17 protein-coding genes are annotated in these 20,575 nt (G+C 59.3%); 2 read left to right on the top strand and 15 right to left on the bottom strand.

Going from position 1 to position 20,575, the window contains the following annotated elements:
• Positions 1-15: 15 nt before the first annotated feature.
• The 15 genes from GTQ55_RS14400 to GTQ55_RS17985 form a co-directional block, all read right to left on the bottom strand.
• Complete coding sequence (locus tag GTQ55_RS14400; RefSeq protein WP_161859368.1) at positions 16-963, bottom strand: ABC transporter ATP-binding protein; 948 nt, start codon at positions 961-963, stop codon at positions 16-18.
• A gap of 102 nt (positions 964-1,065) precedes the next feature.
• A complete protein-coding gene (locus tag GTQ55_RS14395) occupies positions 1,066-1,794 on the bottom strand; it encodes a dienelactone hydrolase family protein (RefSeq protein WP_161859367.1) in 729 nt (242 codons plus the stop codon).
• 192 nt (positions 1,795-1,986) lie between these two features.
• Complete coding sequence (trmH, locus tag GTQ55_RS14390; RefSeq protein ID WP_161859366.1) at positions 1,987-2,673, bottom strand: tRNA (guanosine(18)-2'-O)-methyltransferase TrmH; 687 nt, start codon at positions 2,671-2,673, stop codon at positions 1,987-1,989.
• 210 nt (positions 2,674-2,883) lie between these two features.
• Positions 2,884-3,177 carry an antibiotic biosynthesis monooxygenase family protein gene (locus GTQ55_RS14385; protein ID WP_161859365.1) on the bottom strand — a complete coding sequence of 98 codons (294 nt, stop codon included), beginning with the start codon at positions 3,175-3,177 and terminating at the stop codon, positions 2,884-2,886.
• 83 nt (positions 3,178-3,260) lie between these two features.
• Positions 3,261-4,364, bottom strand: a complete 1,104-nt coding sequence (locus GTQ55_RS14380; protein ID WP_183946661.1) for a flavin monoamine oxidase family protein — start codon at positions 4,362-4,364, stop codon at positions 3,261-3,263.
• Between the two features lie 2 nt (positions 4,365-4,366).
• Complete coding sequence (locus GTQ55_RS14375; protein WP_161859364.1) at positions 4,367-5,032, bottom strand: cupin domain-containing protein; 666 nt, start codon at positions 5,030-5,032, stop codon at positions 4,367-4,369.
• Between the two features lie 190 nt (positions 5,033-5,222).
• Complete coding sequence (gene moeA, locus GTQ55_RS14370; RefSeq protein WP_161859363.1) at positions 5,223-6,476, bottom strand: molybdopterin molybdotransferase MoeA; 1,254 nt, start codon at positions 6,474-6,476, stop codon at positions 5,223-5,225.
• A gap of 96 nt (positions 6,477-6,572) precedes the next feature.
• On the bottom strand, positions 6,573-9,275 hold the full coding sequence (locus tag GTQ55_RS14365; RefSeq protein ID WP_161859362.1) for a nitrate reductase: 2,703 nt from the start codon (positions 9,273-9,275) through the stop codon (positions 6,573-6,575).
• Between the two features lie 35 nt (positions 9,276-9,310).
• Positions 9,311-9,667 (bottom strand): nitrite reductase small subunit NirD, encoded by a 357-nt coding sequence (nirD, locus tag GTQ55_RS14360; RefSeq protein WP_161859361.1) that lies wholly within the window; start codon positions 9,665-9,667, stop codon positions 9,311-9,313.
• Positions 9,668-9,877: 210 nt separating this feature from the next.
• The gene (nirB, locus tag GTQ55_RS14355; protein ID WP_161859360.1) at positions 9,878-12,406 is read right to left on the bottom strand and encodes a nitrite reductase large subunit NirB; all 2,529 of its coding nucleotides are present in this window, start codon (positions 12,404-12,406) and stop codon (positions 9,878-9,880) included.
• Positions 12,407-12,795: 389 nt separating this feature from the next.
• Positions 12,796-14,535, bottom strand: a complete 1,740-nt coding sequence (locus tag GTQ55_RS14350) for a bifunctional protein-serine/threonine kinase/phosphatase (RefSeq protein ID WP_237567692.1) — start codon at positions 14,533-14,535, stop codon at positions 12,796-12,798.
• A 103-nt stretch (positions 14,536-14,638) separates the two neighbouring features.
• Positions 14,639-16,105 carry a NarK family nitrate/nitrite MFS transporter gene (locus tag GTQ55_RS14345; RefSeq protein WP_161859358.1) on the bottom strand — a complete coding sequence of 489 codons (1,467 nt, stop codon included), beginning with the start codon at positions 16,103-16,105 and terminating at the stop codon, positions 14,639-14,641.
• Positions 16,106-16,622: 517 nt separating this feature from the next.
• Positions 16,623-17,714, bottom strand: coding sequence for a CmpA/NrtA family ABC transporter substrate-binding protein (locus tag GTQ55_RS14340; RefSeq protein WP_161859357.1), 1,092 nt, complete (start codon positions 17,712-17,714; stop codon positions 16,623-16,625).
• A gap of 56 nt (positions 17,715-17,770) precedes the next feature.
• Positions 17,771-18,361 (bottom strand): ANTAR domain-containing response regulator, encoded by a 591-nt coding sequence (locus GTQ55_RS14335; protein ID WP_161859356.1) that lies wholly within the window; start codon positions 18,359-18,361, stop codon positions 17,771-17,773.
• 6 nt (positions 18,362-18,367) lie between these two features.
• Positions 18,368-18,691, bottom strand: coding sequence for a hypothetical protein (locus tag GTQ55_RS17985; protein ID WP_237567691.1), 324 nt, complete (start codon positions 18,689-18,691; stop codon positions 18,368-18,370).
• A 247-nt stretch (positions 18,692-18,938) separates the two neighbouring features.
• Here GTQ55_RS17985 and mobA point away from each other — a divergent pair, with 247 nt between their 5' ends.
• Both mobA and modA read left to right on the top strand, forming a co-directional pair.
• On the top strand, positions 18,939-19,562 hold the full coding sequence (gene mobA, locus GTQ55_RS14330; protein WP_161859355.1) for a molybdenum cofactor guanylyltransferase: 624 nt from the start codon (positions 18,939-18,941) through the stop codon (positions 19,560-19,562).
• A 70-nt stretch (positions 19,563-19,632) separates the two neighbouring features.
• Positions 19,633-20,493: a molybdate ABC transporter substrate-binding protein gene (gene modA, locus GTQ55_RS14325; RefSeq protein ID WP_161859354.1), complete on the top strand. Its 861-nt coding sequence runs from the start codon at positions 19,633-19,635 to the stop codon at positions 20,491-20,493.
• Positions 20,494-20,575 lie beyond the last annotated feature (82 nt).

The raw sequence follows: 20,575 nt of genomic DNA, 5'->3' as shown, positions 1-20,575 counted from the left end.
GCGATACTTCCTTTCTCACCCGGCCTGTTGCCTTTCATCCTGGTTCTGGTGCACCAGGTTTACGAAAATTTCCTCGAGCGAACTTTCACTGGAGTGCAGGTCCTTGAACTCGATGCCCTGCTGGTTGAGATTCCTCAACAGTTCCGCGATGCCGGTGTGCTCATGCTGGGTATCAAAGGTGTAAACCAGCTGATTGCCGTCGTCCGCGATTTCCAGGCCAAACTGGGAAAGAGGATCCGGCAATATCTCTACGGGGTTCTGCAGGTAAATGGTCAGCTGCTTTTTGCCCAGCTTGCGCATCAGGGTGTGCTTGTCTTCCACCAATACCAGCTCACCGTGATTGATCACGCCGATACGGTCCGCCATTTCCTCCGCTTCCTCGATGTAATGAGTGGTGAGAATCACGGTTACCCCGTTTTCACGGAGTCCGCGCACCATTTCCCACATATCCCGGCGCAGCTCCACATCCACCCCGGCGGTGGGTTCGTCGAGAAACAGGATGGAGGGTTCATGGGAAAGTGCCTTGGCGATCATTACCCGTCGCTTCATGCCGCCGGACAGCGCCATGATCCTGCTGTCTTTTTTCTCCCACAGGGAAAGTTGCCGCAGGATCTTCTCGATGTACGCGGGATTGGGCGCCTTGCCAAACAGGCCCCGACTGAAGCTGACCGTGTTCCACACGCTCTCGAAAGAATCCGTGGAAAGTTCCTGGGGGACCAGGCCAATCTTGCTGCGCGCCGCGCGGAATTCGCGCTGGATATCGTGGCCGTCGGCGGTAACCGTTCCGCGAGTGGGATTGACGATACCGCAGATGATACTGATCAGCGTGGTCTTGCCGGCGCCATTGGGGCCGAGCAGGGCAAAGATTTCTCCCCGCTGGATGTCGAGGTCGACGGAATTGAGTGCGGTAAAATCACCGGCATAGGTTTTGCCCACGCCCTGAATGGAAATGATGGGTTGCACGCTTCCCCCTTGTTGGCAGTGCCATAAATTGCGGCACACATTGTGCCCCGAAGCGTGGACCGGGTGCCACTGCAATTGGGACGGAAGGGGGAAGCCGTACGATTACCAGTCGAAGATTTTGTTGTAGAACGCCACGGCGCCTTCATAGGCGTCGTTGGCGGCATCTTCATTGTAAGCCAGTGGAATACCGAACTTTTCGCCGCGGCCGGTGGCGGCGGGGTTGGTAAATCCGTGCTTGGCGCCGGGGTAGCTGATGACGTCAAATCGCACACCGGCGGTCTGCATTTCCTGCACAAAATTGGCCACCTGCTCGGCGGGGATCATGTCGTCATCGCCACCGGTGTAGACCTGTATCTCGGCTTTGACGTCGCCGGGCTTGATCTTCACTTCGGTCTGCAGATCGCCGTGGAAGCTGACAACGCCTTTCAGTGGCAGTCCAAGGCGCGCCATGGTGAGGGCGACGGCACCGCCGAAGCAGTAGCCCTGGGCGGCGATTTCACCGGGCTGGACGGTTTCGTGCTGATTGATGAGGTCGAGGGCGGCCTGGAAGCGTTTGAGGGGGGCACCTTCGGTTTCCAGGGTTTTATTCATCAGTGCAGCGGCATCGGTGGGGTTGTCGGCGCCCACGCCGGTGCCGTACATGTCGAGGGCAAAGGCGGTGAAGCCTTCAGCGGCGAGGCGTTCGGCCTCTTCCCGGGTGAAGTCGTTCATGCCCCACCATTCGTGGACCAGCAGGATGGCCGGGCGCTTGCCGTCGATGGTTTCATCGTAGGCCAGGTAGCCGGTGAAAGATTCGCCATCGACGGTGTATTCGATATTCTCGGTATGCACTGTGTCCTCCTTGGAGAAAGGGCTTTCTGATTAGGTGTGCACAGATTAGTGCGGAGGGAGTGGCAACGCAACGCGCAGAGGAGGTGGGCGGTTGTTGGATAGATGGGTGGCGGCACAGCTACCGGCTATACCTTCACATCAAGCGAATCCATCACCCAGCTCGTATCGCTGAATCTGAATTTGCCCTGCGACTTAGCCGTTAGGCTGACGATATTTCGGATCCTTTGGCGGAATCATATCCCCATCCTCGTCCATTTCCGGAAACGGCAACCCGTGCTTTTCACAGTACTTCACCATTTTCGGATGCATCCAGCGGAACAGGATTTCTTTGATCGCTGGGTCGCCTTCGTCGAGTGTTTTGTTGTCGTACATGCCCGCCTGCTGTCGCTGGTGCATGGCTTCCTGCAAGATGATGGCAGCGGCAACACTCACGTTGTAGCTTTCTACCATGCCGATAATCGGGATGGTCACATGGTCGTCGGCGTGTTCCGCGGCGTAGTCGCTGAGGCCGTGTTTCTCGGCGCCCATGATGAGGGCGAAGGGTCTGGTGTAGTTAGCTTCGCGGAAGTCGATGGCGCGGTCAGACCAGTGGGCAGCGTAGAGGTGCATACCGCGGTTTTTGAGTTCGCACATGCCGGCTTCGATATCGGGATAGACGGCGTTGCCGGTAAAGCGGCCGCTACCGCCGGCGGTGTTGTGGTAAATCCGGTGGCCGTAACTGGGCTGTACCATGTGGATTTCGGGGATGCCGACGGCGTCGGCGGTACGCAGCATGGCGGAGATGTTCTGGCCCTTGTGCACCTGGTCGGTGAGCAGGGTCATGTCGTGCTGGCGCTGACGGAGCACCTGTTTGAATTTCTCGTAGCGGGCGCGGCTCATGGTACTTCTTTCGTAATGGATTCTTTTCTGGCCGCGGATTATAGCACTCCGGAATCGGGGTACCTGCTTGGGTAGCCCGGTGGCGGCAAAGTACCGGGTACGGGTTTCAGGACCGCTGTGTATACATCCCTGTACGCTGCGTCGGCGACGTCCCTGTCGCCGACGCTCCTGCAACCCCGTACCCGGCACTTTGCCTTAGCATCAGGGGCTTTAGTGTTCTACAAGTGTGTAATGCTCGACTTCAGGGAAGGGATCGTAGAAGTGGTGGAGGAGGGCTTTCCAGTCCTGGTACTCGGGAGATTTCCGGAAGCCTTCTGTGTGGTCCTCGAGCTTTTCCCAGGTGACCAGAAGAATGTAGCGGTTTTCTTTTTCCAGGCACTTTTGTAGCTGGTGATCGATGTGACCGGGCATCGATGAAATAATTTTGCGTGCCTTTGAAAAAGCGCTTTCAAAGTCCTCATGCTGCCCGGGCTTGACGTCCAGAATTGCCACTTCAAGAATCATGCTTTCCCCCGGGCTCGTCGTCGAGCAGGTTGCTTTCGTCGATTGGAATATTCACTTTTTTGCCGGTCCTGTGCTGGGCGCGTTTACTTCAACTCGTTGCCGGAGGTATTCGACAATCCTTGCATCGCCCGGTTTACTGCGTCGATGGCGCCGGCAACATAGCCTGGGAACTGTGGCGACCATTCGCTGCCAATGCCGACGATTTTATTGCACCAGGGGCCGGATGGGATCGTCGGGACCGGGGGCTGGCTGTGTTGTCCCGCTTCATTGCGGTCGGCGCTACTCGCGGTGTAAATATCCCACGCCCAGTCCTTGATAAATTCCGCGCTGGGCGTGGCTGCCTGCGGGCCGAACAGGCGCGTAAGCTGAGCGCGGCAGTGGGAGCGCAAAACCGCCGGCGGCACTGATTTACGGACCTCCGCTGGTATCCCAAAAAAACCGAACAATGCAGCGCTGTCACCGGGTGTGGAGGCATCGTGGATTTCGCTCAGAGGCCCGATTGCGCTGCGGGCCTCGCCGGACAGTCCGTGTTCCCGCCAGAACGGGGTTGTGTAGGTCGCAATATATTTTGCGTGGGGCGCCATCCAGGTAGCGGTCGCGCGCCATTGTTCCGCTTGCGCCTGCGGCAGCGCCGGGGAGAATGCGATGTGCTCCATGGTCAGGCGTGGTGGTACGGCCATCAGTACCTGCCCGGCCTGCCAGCGGGTGCTGCTCCCCGAGCTGTTCTCGCATAGCAGCTCTACGGATTGATCGGTTGCTTTCAATTGGCGCACGGCCTGTCCGGTGACCACTCGTGCTGGGTCGATTCGCTGGTGAAGGGCTTCGATCAACTGTCCCATACCACCAGAGAGGCGCATGGATGCCGGTACATTGACATACCCCTGGATTCTCGTCGGAGGTACGCCGGGCGTGCGCTCGATCAATGTGTCGCCGTCCTCGAATTGCGCAAAGCGCTCGAGGGCCAGTTCGTGAATCAGCGCGTCAAGCTGTGGCTGGATATCCGGCCAGAACCAGGTGGGCCCCAGGTCGAAGCGATCTTGCCCGTGGTTTCCAGAGGCGATGCGACCTCCGACAACATCGCGTGCTTCGATTAGTACATAGTCACTGATCCCCATTTGTTCGAGTCGGTAGGCGGCGTATAAGCCACTGAGACCGGCGCCAACGATGGCAATGCGCAGGCTGTGCATGACTATACGCTGCCTGTCTCGGGGAGGTGGCCTGTCTTCAGGTAATAGGTGATGCCCTGTGGGCCGGCAGCAAGCGCTGGATATTCCCCCGCAGGCAGGCGCAGCCAGCTGCCCTGGCCCAGGGGTCCACCCTCGGACACCAGCTCGCCTTCGAGGATCAGTAACTCGGCGCCATCCACCGGTGTGGTGAACAGGCTTTCCCCGGGCTTGAGCTTCTGCAAACTGACGATTTCGCGGAGTCCAGAGTATAGAGGGCAGGTATTGCGCCCATCGCGCTGCTGCCAGGCTTGCGGATCACGGGTATCGATACGCACCCGGCTGTCTTCATCACTGTCCATTTGCCGGAGCTTGACGAAGATCGTGGAACCTTCATCGCTGAATGGCTGGTGACTGGAACCTGGTGGATTACGCAGATACCAGCCCGCGGGGTAGTGGCCATCTTCGTCGGAAAAGGTACCGGAAAGGACCAGTATTTCTTCACCGCCCGGATGTTCATGGCGGGGGAAGTGCGAGTTCGGTGCATAGCGCACGATGCTGGTTGCCCGCGCTTTTTCCCGCCCCACACGGTCGAGCATGACCCGTTCTACGCCTTCCTGGGGGGAGGCTGTCCAGTGATATTGGTCACCGGCGACGACAGCGCGACGGGAGAAATCGGCATTGATCAACATGTGGTTTCCTCTTTTCGATCGCACCCGGAACCCCCTTTGGTGACCGGGCAGGTGCCTTCTTTCGGGCGAGTTTTTGTTTGTGACTTCGAGCTATCCGGGGCTGTCAGTTTCGAGCGATGTGTTCCGGTTACTCTGATTGCTCTGATTGCTCTGATTGCTCTGGTTACTTTGGTTACTTTGGTTACTTTGGTTACTTAAGTGGGGCAAGAAATGGTTCCACCGTAACCCAGTCACCGGTCTCGCAATCGCCGCCTTCCCGCGGTAGTACCACAAAACAATTGGCCTGGGCGAAGCCCGAAAGAATATGGCTGCCCTGGATGCCGCGGGTGCCGACGACCTGAAGCCCATCTTCGTCGCGATAGGTAAACCCTCGTTGGTAATCGGTCCGTCCGGGCTTTTTGCGGATAGGGTTTAACAGCCGTGCGCGCACCTGCAGGGGCGGCTGGCGATATTCCTCCGCGGTACCGCGTAGCTTTTCCAGGGCTGGCACCACAAGCTGGTACAGGGTAACGATGGCGGAAACCGGGTTGCCGGGGAGGCCAAAGAAGACGGTTTCGCCATCGGCTCTGGGGAGCCTTCCGAACGCAAACGGCTTGCCGGGCTTGATGGCAAGCTTCCAGAAGCCGATTTCTCCCAGTTCCTGCAGAACGGTTTTGGTGTAGTCCGCTTCGCCCACGGAAACGCCGCCGCTGGTGATCACGAAATCCGCATTGTCCCTTGCCAGCACGAATGCCTCGCGGATTTTATCCGGCTGATCCGGCCAGCAGCCGAGGTCCAGAACTTCCACATCCAGTTGTTCCAGCGCCGCGTTCAGGGCGATGCGGTTACTGTCGTAGATGTCGCCGTCGCCGAGTTCCGCGGCGGGAGTGCCGATGGGTTTCAGTTCGTCGCCGATGGAGAGCAGCGCGGCTTTTATTTTTCGGGTGACGGTCACTTTCGCCACGCCGGCGGCGGCGAGCAGGGCGATATGGGGGACTTTGATTTTGCTGCCGACGGCAATGAGGCTCTGGCCAATATGCACGTCTTCGCCGCGGCGGCGGATATTCTCGCCGGGTTTTGCTGGGCGGCTCATGGTGAGCTGGTCGCTGTCCAGCGTGCAGTTCTCCTGCATCTGGACCCGGTCGGCACCTGCAGGTACGGCGGCGCCGGTTGTGATGCGGATGGCCTGGCCGGGTTCCAGTGCTCCGCTAAAGGGGTGGCCCGCGAGGCTTTTGCCTATGACGGTGTAGCTTTCGTGTTCACCACTGAGTGCATAACCGTCCATGGCGGAGTTATCGCAGGGGGGAAGGTCCAGTGTGGCCAGTACCGGTGCTGCGAGTACGCGACTGCAGGCCTCGGCCAGGGGAATCGATTCGGAGCCCTTGATGGGAGCAATACTGTCGATCAGCTCCTGTTTGGCTGTTTCTACGGAACGGAGGCCATTTTCTGCACAGGCATCGGTCATCGCTATTCCCTTATTTCTTGTCTGCTTGGTCCGGAAGATAGCTGGCGGGAGGATGGTTTGCCAAGTGTTGGGTGGCGATGACTGGACCAGGAAGGGCTAACCGACGGCTACCGCGAGGTTAGTGTTCAGCAATGCGGAAATCTCCGGCTTGCAGGAACCACAGTTGGTACCGCAGCCGAGCAGCTCGCCAAGCTCGTCAACCGATGCCGCGCCATCGGCAATGGCCGCTTCGATTTGCTTGCGCGAAACCTGCAGGCAGGTGCATACCATCTGTGCGCCGGCAGGGACGTTCTGCAGCAGCTGGGCGGGCATTGCCGGGAGCGGCTTGTTGAGCGCATCTTCCAGGGTTTTGCGGTCCGGCAGCGTCTGCCAGTCGGCGCTGGTGAAGACCAGCAGTTCCATCTGCTCACTGTGCAGTAGCCAGCGTTCGCCGCTGGGCAGCTGAAGCCGTTGGCGATTCAGTTGCTTGCCGTGCAGGGCGAAGAGATTGTCGGCGATGGCTTGCCAGTCGGGTTGTTTGCTGAGGGCAAGCTCGAAGCGGTAGCCGCCTTCCACCGGTACCCGGTACCAGTGCAGGATGGTTTGCCGAAGCGGTTTGTCTCCGGCCTGCAATCGGCTGTGGAGTTCCTCGGCGGTTTTGGTGCGCAGCAGCAGGCAGGCATAGCTGTGGGCGTTCAGTGGGGCGATATTGACCGCGACCTGTTTTAGTTCCGGCTGGCCGGAGAGCGGGTCGGTGAATGGCAGTGCGAGCGCGCTCACGGTGGCATTGTGGGCGAGGCTGTCGCTCCAGTGAATAGGGGCGAACAGCTGCCCCGGCTTCTGGCTGGCGGTGACGCGGGCGCGCCCGAAGAACTGTCCTTTTTCGCTTTCCACACGTACCAGCTGCGCATCCTCAATACCGAACTCTTGCGCTTCCTGCGGGTGCACATGCACCTCCGGCGCTTCGCTGTGGTCGAGCAGTTTGCGCGCGCGCCCGGTGCGGGTCATGGTGTGCCACTGGTCGCGCAGGCGACCGCTGTTCATGATCAGCGGGTACTCGTCGCGGGTTTCCTGTTTCGGGCATTGGGGATCGACCGCGACGAAACGTGCGCGGCCGTTGGGGGTATAAAAATCGCCATCACTGAACAGCCGTGCGGTGCCGTTGGGATTGGCGGCATTCACCGGCCACTGCAGCGGCGTGAAAAAGTTGTACTCTTGGTCGCTGATCGTGGCGAGTGCGGAGATATCAAAGGCGCGGCGGCCCTGATCGCGATTGTTCTCGAAGCCGGAGAGGGCCGCGTGCTCGCGGAAAATATCCGCGGGCCCCTGGTAATCGAACGCTTCCCCGTAGCCCAGGCGTTTGGCCACGTCACAGATGATTTCCCAGTCGTGGCGAGCTTCACCGGGTTTGGGCAGGAAGCTTTTCTGGCGGGAGATGCGGCGTTCGGAGTTGGTGACGGTGCCGGATTTTTCGCCCCAAGTGGTCGCGGGCAGCAGAAGGTCGGCGCAGCGCGCAGTATCGGTGTCCGCCACGCAGTCGGAGACGATCACCGTGGGGCACTTTTTCAGTGCCGCGGCGACCCGGCGCGCATCCGGCATGCTCACCGCCGGGTTGGTGGCCATGATCCACACCGCCTTGATCTGTCCACTTTCCACCGCATTGAACAGCTCCACCGCTTTCAGGCCGGGGCCCTGGGCCATTTTTGCGGCATTCCAGAATCGGCCCACACGATCGATATTGTCTTCGGTGAAATCCATGTGTGCAGCGAGCATGTTCGCCAGACCGCCCACCTCGCGTCCGCCCATGGCGTTGGGCTGGCCGGTAATGGAGAAGGGACCGCAACCCGGCTTGCCGATGCGGCCGGTCGCCAGGTGGCAGTTGATAATGGAATTGTTCTTATCGGTACCACTGCTGGACTGGTTGACGCCCTGAGAATAGAAACTGGTGGTCTTTTCAGTCGACCGGAACAGCTCGTAGAACGCCAGCAGCTCATCGAGATCGACCGCGCAGTAGTCCGCGACTTTCTCCGGTGTCCATTCCGCCGCGGCGTAGAGGGTATCGGAAAAATTTTCGGTGTGGTTGTCGATAAACCCCTGATCCAGCGCACCGAACTCGGTGAGATAGTGCAGCAGACCATTGAACAGGGCGGCATCACTCCCCGGCGTGATCGCCAGATGCATATCCGCCATTTCGCTGGTGGCACTGCCGCGGGGATCCACCACCACCAGTTTGGCCTGTGCGGCCTGCATACGCTGGAACAGAATCGGGTGGGTCCAGGCCGCGTTGGAGCCGATCAGCACCACCAGCTCCGCCTCGTCCAGATCCTCGTAATTGCACGGTACCGCGTCCGCGCCCAGTGCCCGTTTGTAAGCGGCCACCGCAGACGACATGCACAGGCGGGAGTTGGTATCGACATTGCCGGTGCCAATAAAGCCTTTCATCAGCTTGTTGGCAACGTAATAGTCTTCGGTGAGCAGCTGGCCGGACAGGTAAAACGCGACCGAATCCGGCCCATAGGTATCGATGGTTTCGCGGAACTGCGACGCTGCGTAATCCAGCGCCGTTTCCCAATCACAATCCTCGCCGTGCAAGCGCGGCTTCAACAGGCGCCCATGATTGCCCAGGGTATCCGCCAGGGAGGAGCCTTTAACACACAGTTTGCCCTTGTTCGCGGGGTGTTGCTCGTCACCCTGAATGCGAATAACGGCCTCGCCGCCGCCCGGTTGCGACTCCTGTGTTGCCGCCACCCCGCAGCCTACTCCACAGTAAGGACAGGTCGTGCAGGATTTACGCGCCGAGAACAGTTCTGTTAAAGCCATCTTCCACTGCTTATTTTTTGTGTTTTTTGTTGCGCTTACTGATCGATCTGGATCAATACATCGTCGCCTTCAAACGCGATCGCGAAGGAAGCGAGTTTGATCTCCTCCTCCTCGAGGCACTGGCCGTCGGTGAGGCGGTAGTGCTGTTTGTACAGAGGCGAAGCCACGGTCAGTTCACCGTCGATCTCGGCAACAAGCCCGCGGCCGATCACACCGGCGTTGGCAATAGGATCCCAGTTATCGATGGCGTACAGCTGGGGTTCCTGGTCGGGTAAAAAAAACAGGGCAATCTGACGATCGCCCACAAGAGCGCACACTCCGGAATTGGCTACAAGATCTGATCGCTTGCAGACTTGCAGCCACTCGGCGCGGGTTATGGCAACTTCGCTCATTCTGGTTCTCCACAATTAAGGGTGGTGAAAAATTAATAATTCTTTACTAGCGCTCTACCCACTGAAGGTAGATGCGAAGGTGGAGTGCCGGGCGGGAGGTTTCAGGAGCGTCGCAAACAGGATGTTTGCGCCGCAGCGCCCAGGGATGGGTTCACCGCGGTCCTGAAACCTCCCGCCCGGTGCTCCACCGCCAGCGGGCTTCTCTAAGACTTAAGCCGGCTCGGCAATCTTGACGATTTCTTCCTGGGTGGCCGGGCGGCGCTGTTTGCGCTCCTCCACGAACACGATTTTCTCGTCCTTCTCGTCGGTGTTCACGAACTGACGGAAGCGCTTCAGCATCTCCGGGTCATTGATCGCGGTTTTCCACTCACACTGGTAAGTGCCGACCACATTGCCCATCTGGCGCTCGAGTTCTTCGCAGATACCCAGCTTGTCCTCGATAACCACTTCGCGCAGGTAATCCAGACCGCCTTCCAGATTCTCCAGCCAGACTGACGTCCGCTGCAGCTTGTCCGCGGTGCGCACGTAGAACATCAGCACGCGGTCGATGTATTTGATCAGCGTTACGTCGTCCAGGTCGGTGGCGAACAGATCCGCATGGCGCGGGCGCATACCGCCGTTGCCGCAGACATACAGGTTCCAGCCATTCTCGGTGGCAATCACACCGATGTCCTTGCTCTGTGCTTCCGCGCACTCACGAGTACAGCCGGAAACCGCCATCTTGATCTTGTGCGGGGAGCGCAGGCCCTTGTAGCGGTTCTCGACGGTCAGCGCCATGCCAACACTGTCCTGAACCCCGAAGCGGCACCAGGTGCTGCCCACGCAGGATTTGACCGTGCGCAGGGACTTACCGTAGGCGTGGCCGGTCTCAAAGCCCGCGTCGGTCAGCTCGCGCCAGATCTCCGGCAGCTCTTCCAGGCGCGCACCGAACAGGTCGATACGCTGGCCGCCGGTGATCTTGGTGTACAGGTCGTACTTCTTCGCCACCTGGCCGAGCACAATCAGTTTCTCGGGGGTAATTTCACCGCCGGCGATACGCGGAACCACGGAGTAGGTACCGTTTTTCTGCATATTGGCCATGAAGGTATCGTTGGTGTCCTGCAGGCCAACGTGCGGCTTCTTGTGGATGTGCTCGTTCCACAGGGAGGCAAAAATGGAAGCCGCGGTCGGTTTACAGATTTCACAGCCCTTGCCACTGCCGTGCTTGTGCAGCAGCTCATCGAAGGTCTTGATCTCTTCCACCTGCACCATGTGGAAAATTTCCTGGCGGGTGTAAGGGAAGTGTGGACAGAGGTTGTTGTTAACCTCGACCCCCAGTGCCGCCAGCTCGGTATCCACCACATTTTTCAGCAGCGCCGCGCAGCCACCACAACCGGTGGAGGCTTTGGTTGCATCCTTTACATCACCCAGCGAGCAGCAGCCGCCCTGAACCGCGCCGACGATATCGCCCTTGCTCACGTTGTGGCAGGAACAGATGGTGGCGGTATCTGGCAGCGCGTTTGCGCCCAGTGCCGGAGCTGCGCCATCCAGAGACGGCAGGATCAGTTGCTCCGGATGTTCCGGAAGATCCATATCGTTCAGGTGATATTGCAGCAGGGTGTCGTAGTCACCGGTGTCACCTACCAGCACCGCACCGCGCAGCTTCTTGCCTTCACTGTCGGTGATCATGCGCTTGTAAACGCCGGTCTGTTCGTCGACAAAGGTGATCGCCGCAGAGCCTTCCGCGCGGCCGTGCGCATCGCCGATGGAGCCTACCTCTACACCCAGCAGTTTCAGCTTGGTGCTCATGTCGGCGCCGTTGAATTCTGCTGCCTCACCACACAACAGGGATACGGCTGTGCGTGCCATGGTGTAGCCGGGGGCTACCAGGCCGAAGATGAAGTTATTGAACAGCGCACACTCGCCGATGGCGAAAATATTCTTGTCGGATGTACGGCAGTTATTGTCGATCACGATACCGCCGCGCTCACCCAGTTCGATACCGGCGGATTTCGCCAGGCTGTCTTCCGGGCGGATACCGGCGGAGAACACGATCAGGTCGGTATCCAGGGAAGTGTCGCCCTTGAAGTTCATGCGCAGGCGGCCGCCGTCGACTTCTTCAATCAGCTCGGTGGCGGTGCTGGTGTGTACGGTTACGCCGAGTTCTTCAATTTTTTCCCGCAGCAGCTTGGAGCCGCCTTCGTCCAGCTGAACGGACATCAGGCCCGGTGCGAATTCCACCACGTGGGCGTCGAGGCCCAACTGCTTCAGAGCGTTGGCTGCTTCCAGGCCGAGCAGGCCACCACCGACCACAACGCCAACCTTGCCGTCTTTGGCTGCGGCCTGGATCTTGTCGAGGTCTTCGATGGTACGGTAAACAAAGCACTTCTCGTGCTGGTGGCCGGGGATCGGCGGAACAAAAGGATAGGAGCCGGTAGCCAGTACCAGGTGATCGTAGGATTCGGTGGCGCCGCTCGCAGAAGTGACCACCTTGGCCTCGCGGTCGATGCCCACAGCGGCATCGTTCAGGCGCAGGTCGTAACCCCATTCACGGTACTGCTCAACCTTGCCCATGGCGAGGTCGTCCGCAGTGCGGCCGCCAAAGTATTCAGAGAGGTGTACCCGGTCGTAGGCGGGGCGGGGCTCGGCACAGAATACCAGCACGTCGAACAATTCCCGTTCGGGACGGTTTGCCAGTTGTTCCAGGAAGTGGTGACCCACCATGCCGTTGCCGATGACGACGATTTTTTGCTTAACCATAATCTCTGCCGTGTTTTGCGAGGTCTAGTACCAGGTGTTGGTGCCTGAGGTTCGCGACAGAAGAAAAGCGCTGGGGGGGCCGGGGAAGCTGGAGGCTGCACGGGCGTCCCCTCTTCTGTCGAAGAGTGTCAGGCGCCGTTGCCTTGCTAAAAGAATTTCGGGTTGTGACTAATGGTATTCAATCTCTATGCCAACTCGTGGCTCGAGCCCGGCCCTTGGGGGTACCGCAATGTTCACCGGGTTTTAGAGAAAACGCGGTATAAATTGGCAGTCAGGTGCGCGACAAATTGGTGCGCTTTCGTGGTGCGCGCCCCAAGTTGGCACGCGCATGGTGCGGGGTGCCGGTAGAGCAGAGGCCGGAACACAGTGTATTTCAGCGCAGGCACTGCTTACAGGAAATACAGAAAGTGGGAGAGTGTCGCGAGAGCGGCGACCACCTGCCAGAACAGCAGAGGATTGCGCTCCATCAGCGGCGGCTTTTTCTGGTTGATGAACTTTTTGTTCGGTGTGCTCAGGTCGTGAACCAGTTCGGACAGGGCGGGGTAGCGACTTCTGGGATCCGGTGCACAGGCGCGACGCAGGGCGCCGTCGATCCATTCCGGCAAGTCATCCCGGTACTTGCGCGCGCTGATATAGCGCATGCTCGCGTAGTTTTTCAGCTGGTATTGGCTACTGCCAAAGCGCTCTTTGTAAGGGTAGTGGCCGGTGAGTAGCTCATAGGCGATCACGCCGAGGGAAAATATATCCGAGCGGTGGCTGGCGGCGTCTCCCATGAAATATTCCGGCGCGCAGTAATTCTTGCTGCCCGGCGGTGCGCTGTCCTGGTAACGCAGTAGTTCCTGCAATCCCGCAGCATTGGCGCCGCCCAGGTCGATCAGCTTCAGGCGGCCGTTGCGGTCTACCATGATGTTTTCCGGCTTCAGGTCGCCGTGCACGATTTCCAGCCGCTGTAGCCGGCGCAGTGCGCTGACCAGTTGCTGCACCAGGTTGCGCACCTGGTCGAGCGGTGGCTGCGGGTTGAGCTGCATCCACTGGCGCAGGTTCTGGCCGTCCACATACTCCATCACATGGTAGAGGAACTTTCGCTCTTTGCGCGGGGGAAAAATCTTGACAATGGCGGGGTGCTCCAGCCGCCGTCCGGTCCATTCTTCAGCGATAAAACGCTCGATATAGGCCGGGTCGTCGATAAAATTTTCCGACGGCGCCTTCAATGCCCGCAGTGTTTCACCTTCCCCGTTGCGATCGGACTCCATGTCCCGCACCAGATACAGGTAGCTACGACTGCTGGCGTGCAGCTCCTGCAGGACTTCGTAGTTTTCAATCTTGTTGCCGGGGCGCAAGGGGGGAGGGAAGGGTAGCTCGCTCGTGGCGAGCAGCAAGTCGTCTGTTTCCAGTCCATCCAGCGCGTTTACCTGGCACAGGGCCAGGCTGAGGTTGTCGCCACTGCCGTTCTCGACTGCGGCGGTAATCAGTGGTGTCGAGGCTTCAACCCCATGCTGGCAAAGAATTTCGGTAAGCTGCACTTTCGGCAGGCAATCGTGAATGCCGTCGGTGGTCACACAGAAAAGGTCCCCGACCTCCAGTGGCTCCTGCCGGTAATCCACCTCAACATGCGCATCCATTCCCAGCGCCCGGCTCAGAAAGGTCCGTCCCGGCCCGAGCGCACGGCTGTGGTCCCGGGTCAGGCATTCCAGTTTACCTGCGCGCAGACGATAGATTCGTGAATCCCCGATATGAATCAGGTGCGCAGTGGAGCCTTTCAGCACCACCGCCGAAAAGGTTGTCAGCCAGCCGCGTTGTACCTCATCTGCGCCGCCGCTCTGCCGGTACAGCCAGCTGTTCAGAGCCTGTAACACCCGCGCCGCCGCCTGCTTTACCGACCAGGAATCCGGCGTGCTGTAGTAGTCGGAAATAAACCCGCTAACCGCCGCACGCGCTGCCGCGCCGCCGGCCTCTGCGCTGCCCACGCCATCGGCAATCGCCGCCAGTGAGCCGCGGTAACGCAATTCGTTGCCGGACGCCCGGTACACTGCGACAGCATCATCGTTATAGTCGCGCTTGCCGCATTCGGTGGCGGTGGCGAACTCCAGGCTCTCCGAGTTGGACGCCCGATGGTCGGAGTCTGACACTTCTGTGGTTTCGCAGGTGTAGTTCAAAATAGTTTGCCCAATGCTGAAGAGTATCCCGTGCCGGTACTTCGAAACGATCTCAAAGGATACTCCTTAACAAAAATCAGGCCACATCGATCAGCGAAACACTACCGTCCGGCATTACCTCGGCCATCTGGCCTTCCGGTTCTTCCAAGAACAGCAAGGTGACGAAGCCCAGGCACGCGGTGCAGGCAATCACCAGGAAGAAGGTCTCATAGGACACCATGCTGAGTACGGTCAGGTAAAAAACGGCACCGACATTACCGTATGCACCGGTCATACCCGCGATCTGTCCGGTAAGGCGGCGCTTGATCAGCGGTACCACCGCAAACACCGCGCCCTCACCAGACTGCACAAAGAAGGAGCACGCCATTGCCGCAGCGACGGCCAGATACAGCGGCCACTCCGCATCGATCATGCTCATGGTCAGATAACCCAGTGCCAGGCCTGCGGTCAGGATCAGCAGTGTGCTTTTGCGTCCGAAGCGATCACTGATCAACCCGCCAGCGGGGCGAGACATCAGGTTCATGAATGCGTAAGCGGAAGCCAGCAGGCCGGCCTTCACCGGGTCCAGGGTAAATGTCTCCGAGAAAAACAGCGGCAGCATGGAAATCACCGCAAGTTCGGAACCGAAAGTGGCAAAGTACAGAATATTAAGCACCGCTACCTGTTTGAACTTGTAGCGGTGGATGGGATCCGGAAGTTTGACGAAAATTTCTTTATTGATGTCGTAGCATTTTTTTGCGTCGAAGATGTACAGCACCGTCAGCGACAGATAAATGGCAATGGCTACCGGCATTGCCAGCATGCCCACTCCGGCTGGCGACAGCTTCCAGGTCAGCAGTGCCAGTGCCGCGTACATCGGCACTTTCATGATCAGCAGTAGGACAAAGTCAGATGGACTGGAAACTTCCATTCCGCCAATTTTTTTCGGCTTGAAATAGGTACCACCTTTGGGTGTGTCGGTTACCGAGCGGTAGTAGATCACGCTGTACACCAGTGCGATGATGCCGGTGATCCCGATGGCATAGCGCCAGCCATCTTCACCGCCAAACAACAGGGCAATGGTCGGCAGGGTCATGGCGCCGGCCGCGGAGCCGAAGTTGCCCCAGCCACCGTAAATTCCTTCCGCGGTACCCAGCTGCCTGGCCGGAAACCACTCGGACACCATGCGGATACCGATTACAAAGCCGGCGCCAATAAAGCCGAGAAGGAAGCGACCAATCGCCGCCGCCATAAAGCTGTCGGCCAGGGCGAAAATGAAGCATGGAATACTGCCAACGGCCAGCAGCAGGGAGTAGGTCAGGCGTGGACCGTATTTGTCGGTCAGCATGCCAATGATCACGCGCGCTGGAATGGTCAGCGCCACGTTCAGGATCAACAGGGTCTTCACCTGCTCGGAGGTGAGCGACAGGCTGTCCGCAATCGCCATTAACAGCGGTGCGTGGTTAAACCAGGCAAAAAAGGTAATAAAGAAAGCGATCCAGGTCAGGTGCAGCACCCGGATTTTTCCCTTGAAGGAAAACAGGTTTAAGGACTCACTGGACATTGTCGAATTCCGTTTGTTTTGGCTCGCGAATTTCAGGATGAGGAAATGCATTTTCGGGTGCGTTACGCAGCCCGAATTACAGACATAAAAAAAGCCCACGGGCACAGTCAGGCTGTAGCCGGTGGACTTCGATGTCCGAACGATGTTTGTTGCAGTTCAGAGCGCGGCCGAAAAAGCTGGCCCGGAGTAACTGGTGCCAACGGTGGCTCGAGTCTCTGCGATCGTGCGTTTCCGGGTATGCCTGCGATACCGGCACACCATCTGCTCACTAAATAGTTATTCAAGTTCTGTGCCATATCCGGGCGCCGGCGAGAATATGGTGCAAGCCGCAGGAAACTATTGGGGCAAAAAGGGGGAAACCGACGCATTTCGGGGGGTATCCCCCCTTTGCCAGGCACCAACCGGGCCGCAACCGGTTTCTGTTGCGCCCTGTTTTGGGGTTTTCTGTGCACCACGGTGCAACGGATGCACCTCTGTCGCGCGCCGGGTGCGACCGGCGGCGCTGTTTCAATACGGGCTAGGCGGTGTGGGTCTGCTGCAGGGTCTTGTGGCGGATAAAGTCCAGGGTCTGCTGGTACAGGTCAGAGCAGAATACATCCGCCGCGGCGCAGTCGGTGGGGGCGATTTCATTGCACAGCGTCAGCAACTCGCGGGCTTTTTTCTCAGTGGGGCGGCCGTGTTCCGACTGTGGGTGCGCGAACAGGTGCCAGCCCGGATTCTTGATTGGCGGCTGTCCATCCGCCGTGATCAGTTCATCGTTGAGCGATGCGGCAATGGTTGCTTCTGGCAAATCCAGGTATTCCGGGCGCGCCAGAATCGAAATGGCATCCTGGCGCTGGCTGCGGTCGCTGAGCCAGCCACAGGCATCCAGTAGCGCGGCGCGCAGTGCCAGGTGGGTGGCCGGGTTGGCTTCGTGCCAGCTGCGGGTTACTGCCAGCACTTTTTCCGGCATGGCCGGCATCAGCGCATTGCTGGGGGTGGCAATCACGCCGATGCCTTGTTGCACCGCCAGGGTGTTCCAGGGTTCGCCCACACAGTAGCCGTCGATGTCTCCCCGGCGCAGGTGATCCACCATCTGCTCCGGTGGCAGTACGACCAGGCGTACATCCGTATCCGGATTGATGCCTGCACTGGTCAGCCAGTGGCGCAGTTGCAGGGTATGGCTGGCAAAGGGGTACACGCTGGCAAAGGTCAGCGGTAATTCGTTGTCGCCGTGGGCTCTGATATGTGACTTGAGTGCCGCGCCAATGTCAGGCAACTGGCCGGAAGCATCGCTGTCGTTGATTCCCAGAGACTCGTACAGAGTGCGTGAGAGCGTAATGGCGTTGCCATTGCAACTGAGAATCAGCCCGCTGAGCAGGGACTCGTCACAGTTGGGCAGTGTCTGGTTCAGGGTGAGCGGCATGGGAGCGAGTATTGCTGCGGCATCGGCGGCGCCGCCGATCAGCTTGTCGCGCAGGGTGGCCCAGGAGGTCTCACGCTGAAGGCTCACGTTCAGGCCGTAGCGCTCGAAGTACCCCAGTTCATGGGCAATGATCAGCGGGGCGCTGTCGGTCAGGCGCAGGTACAGGAGTTTAAGATTGGGCTTTTCTGCTTGCAGGCTGCTCACGGTAATACTCTCGAATTCTTCAATTTATCGGGCCGCACTCAATCAAGGTTGAGGCGTTATTTCACTGGCGATTGCAGGTGTGTGACGATCTGTTCGGCCACATTGCGCATGGTCGAGTTACTGTTCATGGCCAGGGTGCGCAGCGTCTGGTGGGCGGCCTGTTCACTGATGTTTTTACGGGCCATCAGCAATCCTTTAGCCCGCTCGATCACCTTGCGTTCATCCAGCTGTTGCTGGGTGCGCTCCAGGGACTGGCGCAGATGCTGGTAACTGCGGAACTGGGCCATGGCAATCTCGATCGCTGGGGCGACCCGGTCTGCGGAAAGCCCCTCTGCCATATAGGCGCTGACCCCGGCTTCCACCGCGCTGGTGATGAAGTCGGCTCCGCCGCGCGCGGAGAACATGGCGACAGGCGTCGGGTTATGCTGGTTGATGACCGCGAGGCTCTCGAGAATGTCGCGGTCGGGAGATTCAATATCGATCAATACGATATCGGGCCGGTGTCTTTCGACCTGGAAGAGCAGGCCTTCGGCGCTGGAGAGTTGTGCCAGTAGATTGTAGCCGGCGGCGGTTAACTGCCCGGCTACCATGGCGGCGCGCTCTGGCTGGTCATCGACCAGCAGGATACTGATGGGTGTCGTCGTCATCGCTCTTTAGAACTTCACTTCGGACTGCAGCCAGAACTTATTCATGCCTCTGCTGATAGTTGTCAGCAGGGTGTGGGTCAGATCTGGCGAGCGGCCCGATATTTTTGTTATGGCACAGGTCGCGACTGGGCCCGGTCCGTTGCCGTAATCCAGGCTATTGCGATCGCTATATAATTTAAGAAAGGTCGCTGCAAGCTTGATGCCAGAAGCAGCGGTGAAGCGGTGCTCGCCTCGAACTTGAAAGCATGACGTGCTCCCGGGTATTTTTCGTGGGCATAAAAAAAGCCCGGCGGCACGGATGGTGCGACCAGGCTTCTTTGCCGATGGCATTGGACAATCAAAACTCGTACCAAGTACTCGGGGGCTTTGCGAGGCTGCTACATAAGCTGGTATGCCCGGAAATGGTGGCCGTATCCCGGTGGATGCCTGCACGCTGCAGGTGCAGGCAGGGTAACTGGGTGCGCCGTAGTGGTGCGATTCACTGGGATGGCTCCATTCATGTGTGACAAGATAGGGCATCACAGGGTATCCATCTCATTCAGTTGTACTCGATGCGGTACAGGAACGATGTAATCAGATGACAGCAAATACCGAGTTATCCAGTGGACAGGGGCGCGATGCGGCGGGCCTCAAGCGCGTGTGTCCGGTGGTGTTGGCCGGCGGACAGTCCAGTCGCATGGGAAAAGACAAGGCACTGCTAAAATTATCCAATGGGCGCACGTTATTGGAGCAGGCCAAAAGCGTGTTTGATGTACTCAGTCCGCCCGAGGGCGTTGAACTGATGCCAACGCTGGTCAGTGGTGCGCGACCGGGCGGCGTCCCGGACCGGGTTCCCTCAGCGGGGCCGCTGGGCGGCTTGCATGCGGTTGCCGGGCACCTGGACCAGTGGGAGCTGCCGTGCGATGCCTTACTGGTGGTGCCGGTGGATATGCCGCTGTTGAGCCCCGCGCTGTTGCGGCAGCTGTGTGTGGCCGGGCAGACGGTGGAACAGGCGGTGTGTATCGGCGATTTTTACCTGCCCTGTTGGCTGCCCCTGGATGGCCGCTGCAGGAAATACCTCGACGCGGCGGCAACAGGCAATGCCATTGCCTCCATGCGCGCGCTGTTTGGCTACCTCGGCTGCTTGCAGTTGCCGGTACCGGACGGCGACTGGCACCTGAACGTGAACCGGCCGGAGGACTTTCGGCGCCTGGCGTTGTAGCCGGACGGTTAACGGTCTCGGGGTACAGGGGGGATGAATCAGGATTCCCGGGACAGAGAGGTAGGTGTCCATGGCAACGCGGCGACTAACAGGTCTATTGGCAGGATTACTGGTTTGCGCATTGCTGCTGCTACATGGCGGCTGCGGCCAGCGCCAGCCCCCGGAGCTGAGGCTGGCGGTTGATGCCGCTTTCCAGCCGGCGGTGGAGGCGCTACGGGAAGGATTCGAAAGCGAATGTGGCTGCCGGCTCAAAATCACCGCCGGTGCCAGCGGCCTGCTGTATAGCCGGATTCGTGCCGGCGAGCCCTTCGACCTTTTTCTCTCCGCGGATAGCGCGCGCCCGGTGTTGCTCGAAAAGGCCGGGCTGACGGTGCCGGCGAGCCGCCAGACTTACGCGCGCGGGCAGCTGGCGTTGTGGGTTAGCCGGCAGATATCCACGGACAAATCTTCCGGGTTCTCGGTACTCGCGGCGAACCTCGCGCGTACCGACTCCACGCTCACACCGCGACAGTTGATCCTGTTATTGGGGCGTGGCAAGCACAAAGTGGTGGTAGCGGACCCCCAGTTGGCCCCGGACGGGGATGCGGCGGTGCGCATGCTGAAAAAGCTGCGATTGTGGCCGCGGCTGCGTGGGCGGGTGGTGTACGCCGGCCACGCGGGCCACGCCCAGATCCTGTTGCACCAGGGGCAGGGGGACATGGGCCTTATTCCCTACGGGCAGGCACTTGCCACCGGCAGCCAGGGCCAGTTCATGCGTATCCCGTCTCATTTCCACCCCCCCATTCACCAGCAGATGGTTATTTTGCGGCAAACCCGCGAGCGGGCTCTGGCCATCCGCCTGCTGCAGTATTTGCAGTCGGAGCCAGTGCAGAAAAAACTGGAAGGGCTGGGGTTTCTGGCGGCAAAAACATCTTCGCCGGGTGTTCGCTGATTGGTATTGGCGGGCGCATCGAAAATGGCGCGTAAAATAACCGGTTTCAGCAGAAAAGGTTTCAATTAAATCCAATTAAATT

Source organism: Microbulbifer hydrolyticus (assembly GCF_009931115.1).
GTDB classification, from domain to species: domain Bacteria; phylum Pseudomonadota; class Gammaproteobacteria; order Pseudomonadales; family Cellvibrionaceae; genus Microbulbifer; species Microbulbifer hydrolyticus.
Note: the sequence above shows the minus strand (reverse complement) of the source record. Positions and strands in the feature narration are given on the sequence as shown.

Excerpts from the sequence above, each read along its gene's own strand:
- trmH (WP_161859366.1), bottom strand. The coding sequence starts at position 2,673 with ATGAGCCGCGCCCGCTACGAGAAATTCAAACAGGTGCTCCGTCAGCGC.
- GTQ55_RS14385 (WP_161859365.1), bottom strand. The coding sequence starts at position 3,177 with ATGATTCTTGAAGTGGCAATTCTGGACGTCAAGCCCGGGCAGCATGAG.
- GTQ55_RS14380 (WP_183946661.1), bottom strand. The coding sequence starts at position 4,364 with ATGCACAGCCTGCGCATTGCCATCGTTGGCGCCGGTCTCAGTGGCTTA.
- GTQ55_RS14375 (WP_161859364.1), bottom strand. The coding sequence starts at position 5,032 with ATGTTGATCAATGCCGATTTCTCCCGTCGCGCTGTCGTCGCCGGTGAC.
- moeA (WP_161859363.1), bottom strand. The coding sequence starts at position 6,476 with ATGACCGATGCCTGTGCAGAAAATGGCCTCCGTTCCGTAGAAACAGCC.
- GTQ55_RS14365 (WP_161859362.1), bottom strand. The coding sequence starts at position 9,275 with ATGGCTTTAACAGAACTGTTCTCGGCGCGTAAATCCTGCACGACCTGT.
- nirD (WP_161859361.1), bottom strand. The coding sequence starts at position 9,667 with ATGAGCGAAGTTGCCATAACCCGCGCCGAGTGGCTGCAAGTCTGCAAG.
- nirB (WP_161859360.1), bottom strand. The coding sequence starts at position 12,406 with ATGGTTAAGCAAAAAATCGTCGTCATCGGCAACGGCATGGTGGGTCAC.
- GTQ55_RS14345 (WP_161859358.1), bottom strand. The coding sequence starts at position 16,105 with ATGTCCAGTGAGTCCTTAAACCTGTTTTCCTTCAAGGGAAAAATCCGG.
- GTQ55_RS14335 (WP_161859356.1), bottom strand. The coding sequence starts at position 18,361 with ATGACGACGACACCCATCAGTATCCTGCTGGTCGATGACCAGCCAGAG.
- GTQ55_RS17985 (WP_237567691.1), bottom strand. The coding sequence starts at position 18,691 with ATGCCATCGGCAAAGAAGCCTGGTCGCACCATCCGTGCCGCCGGGCTT.
- mobA (WP_161859355.1), top strand. The coding sequence starts at position 18,939 with ATGACAGCAAATACCGAGTTATCCAGTGGACAGGGGCGCGATGCGGCG.
- modA (WP_161859354.1), top strand. The coding sequence starts at position 19,633 with ATGGCAACGCGGCGACTAACAGGTCTATTGGCAGGATTACTGGTTTGC.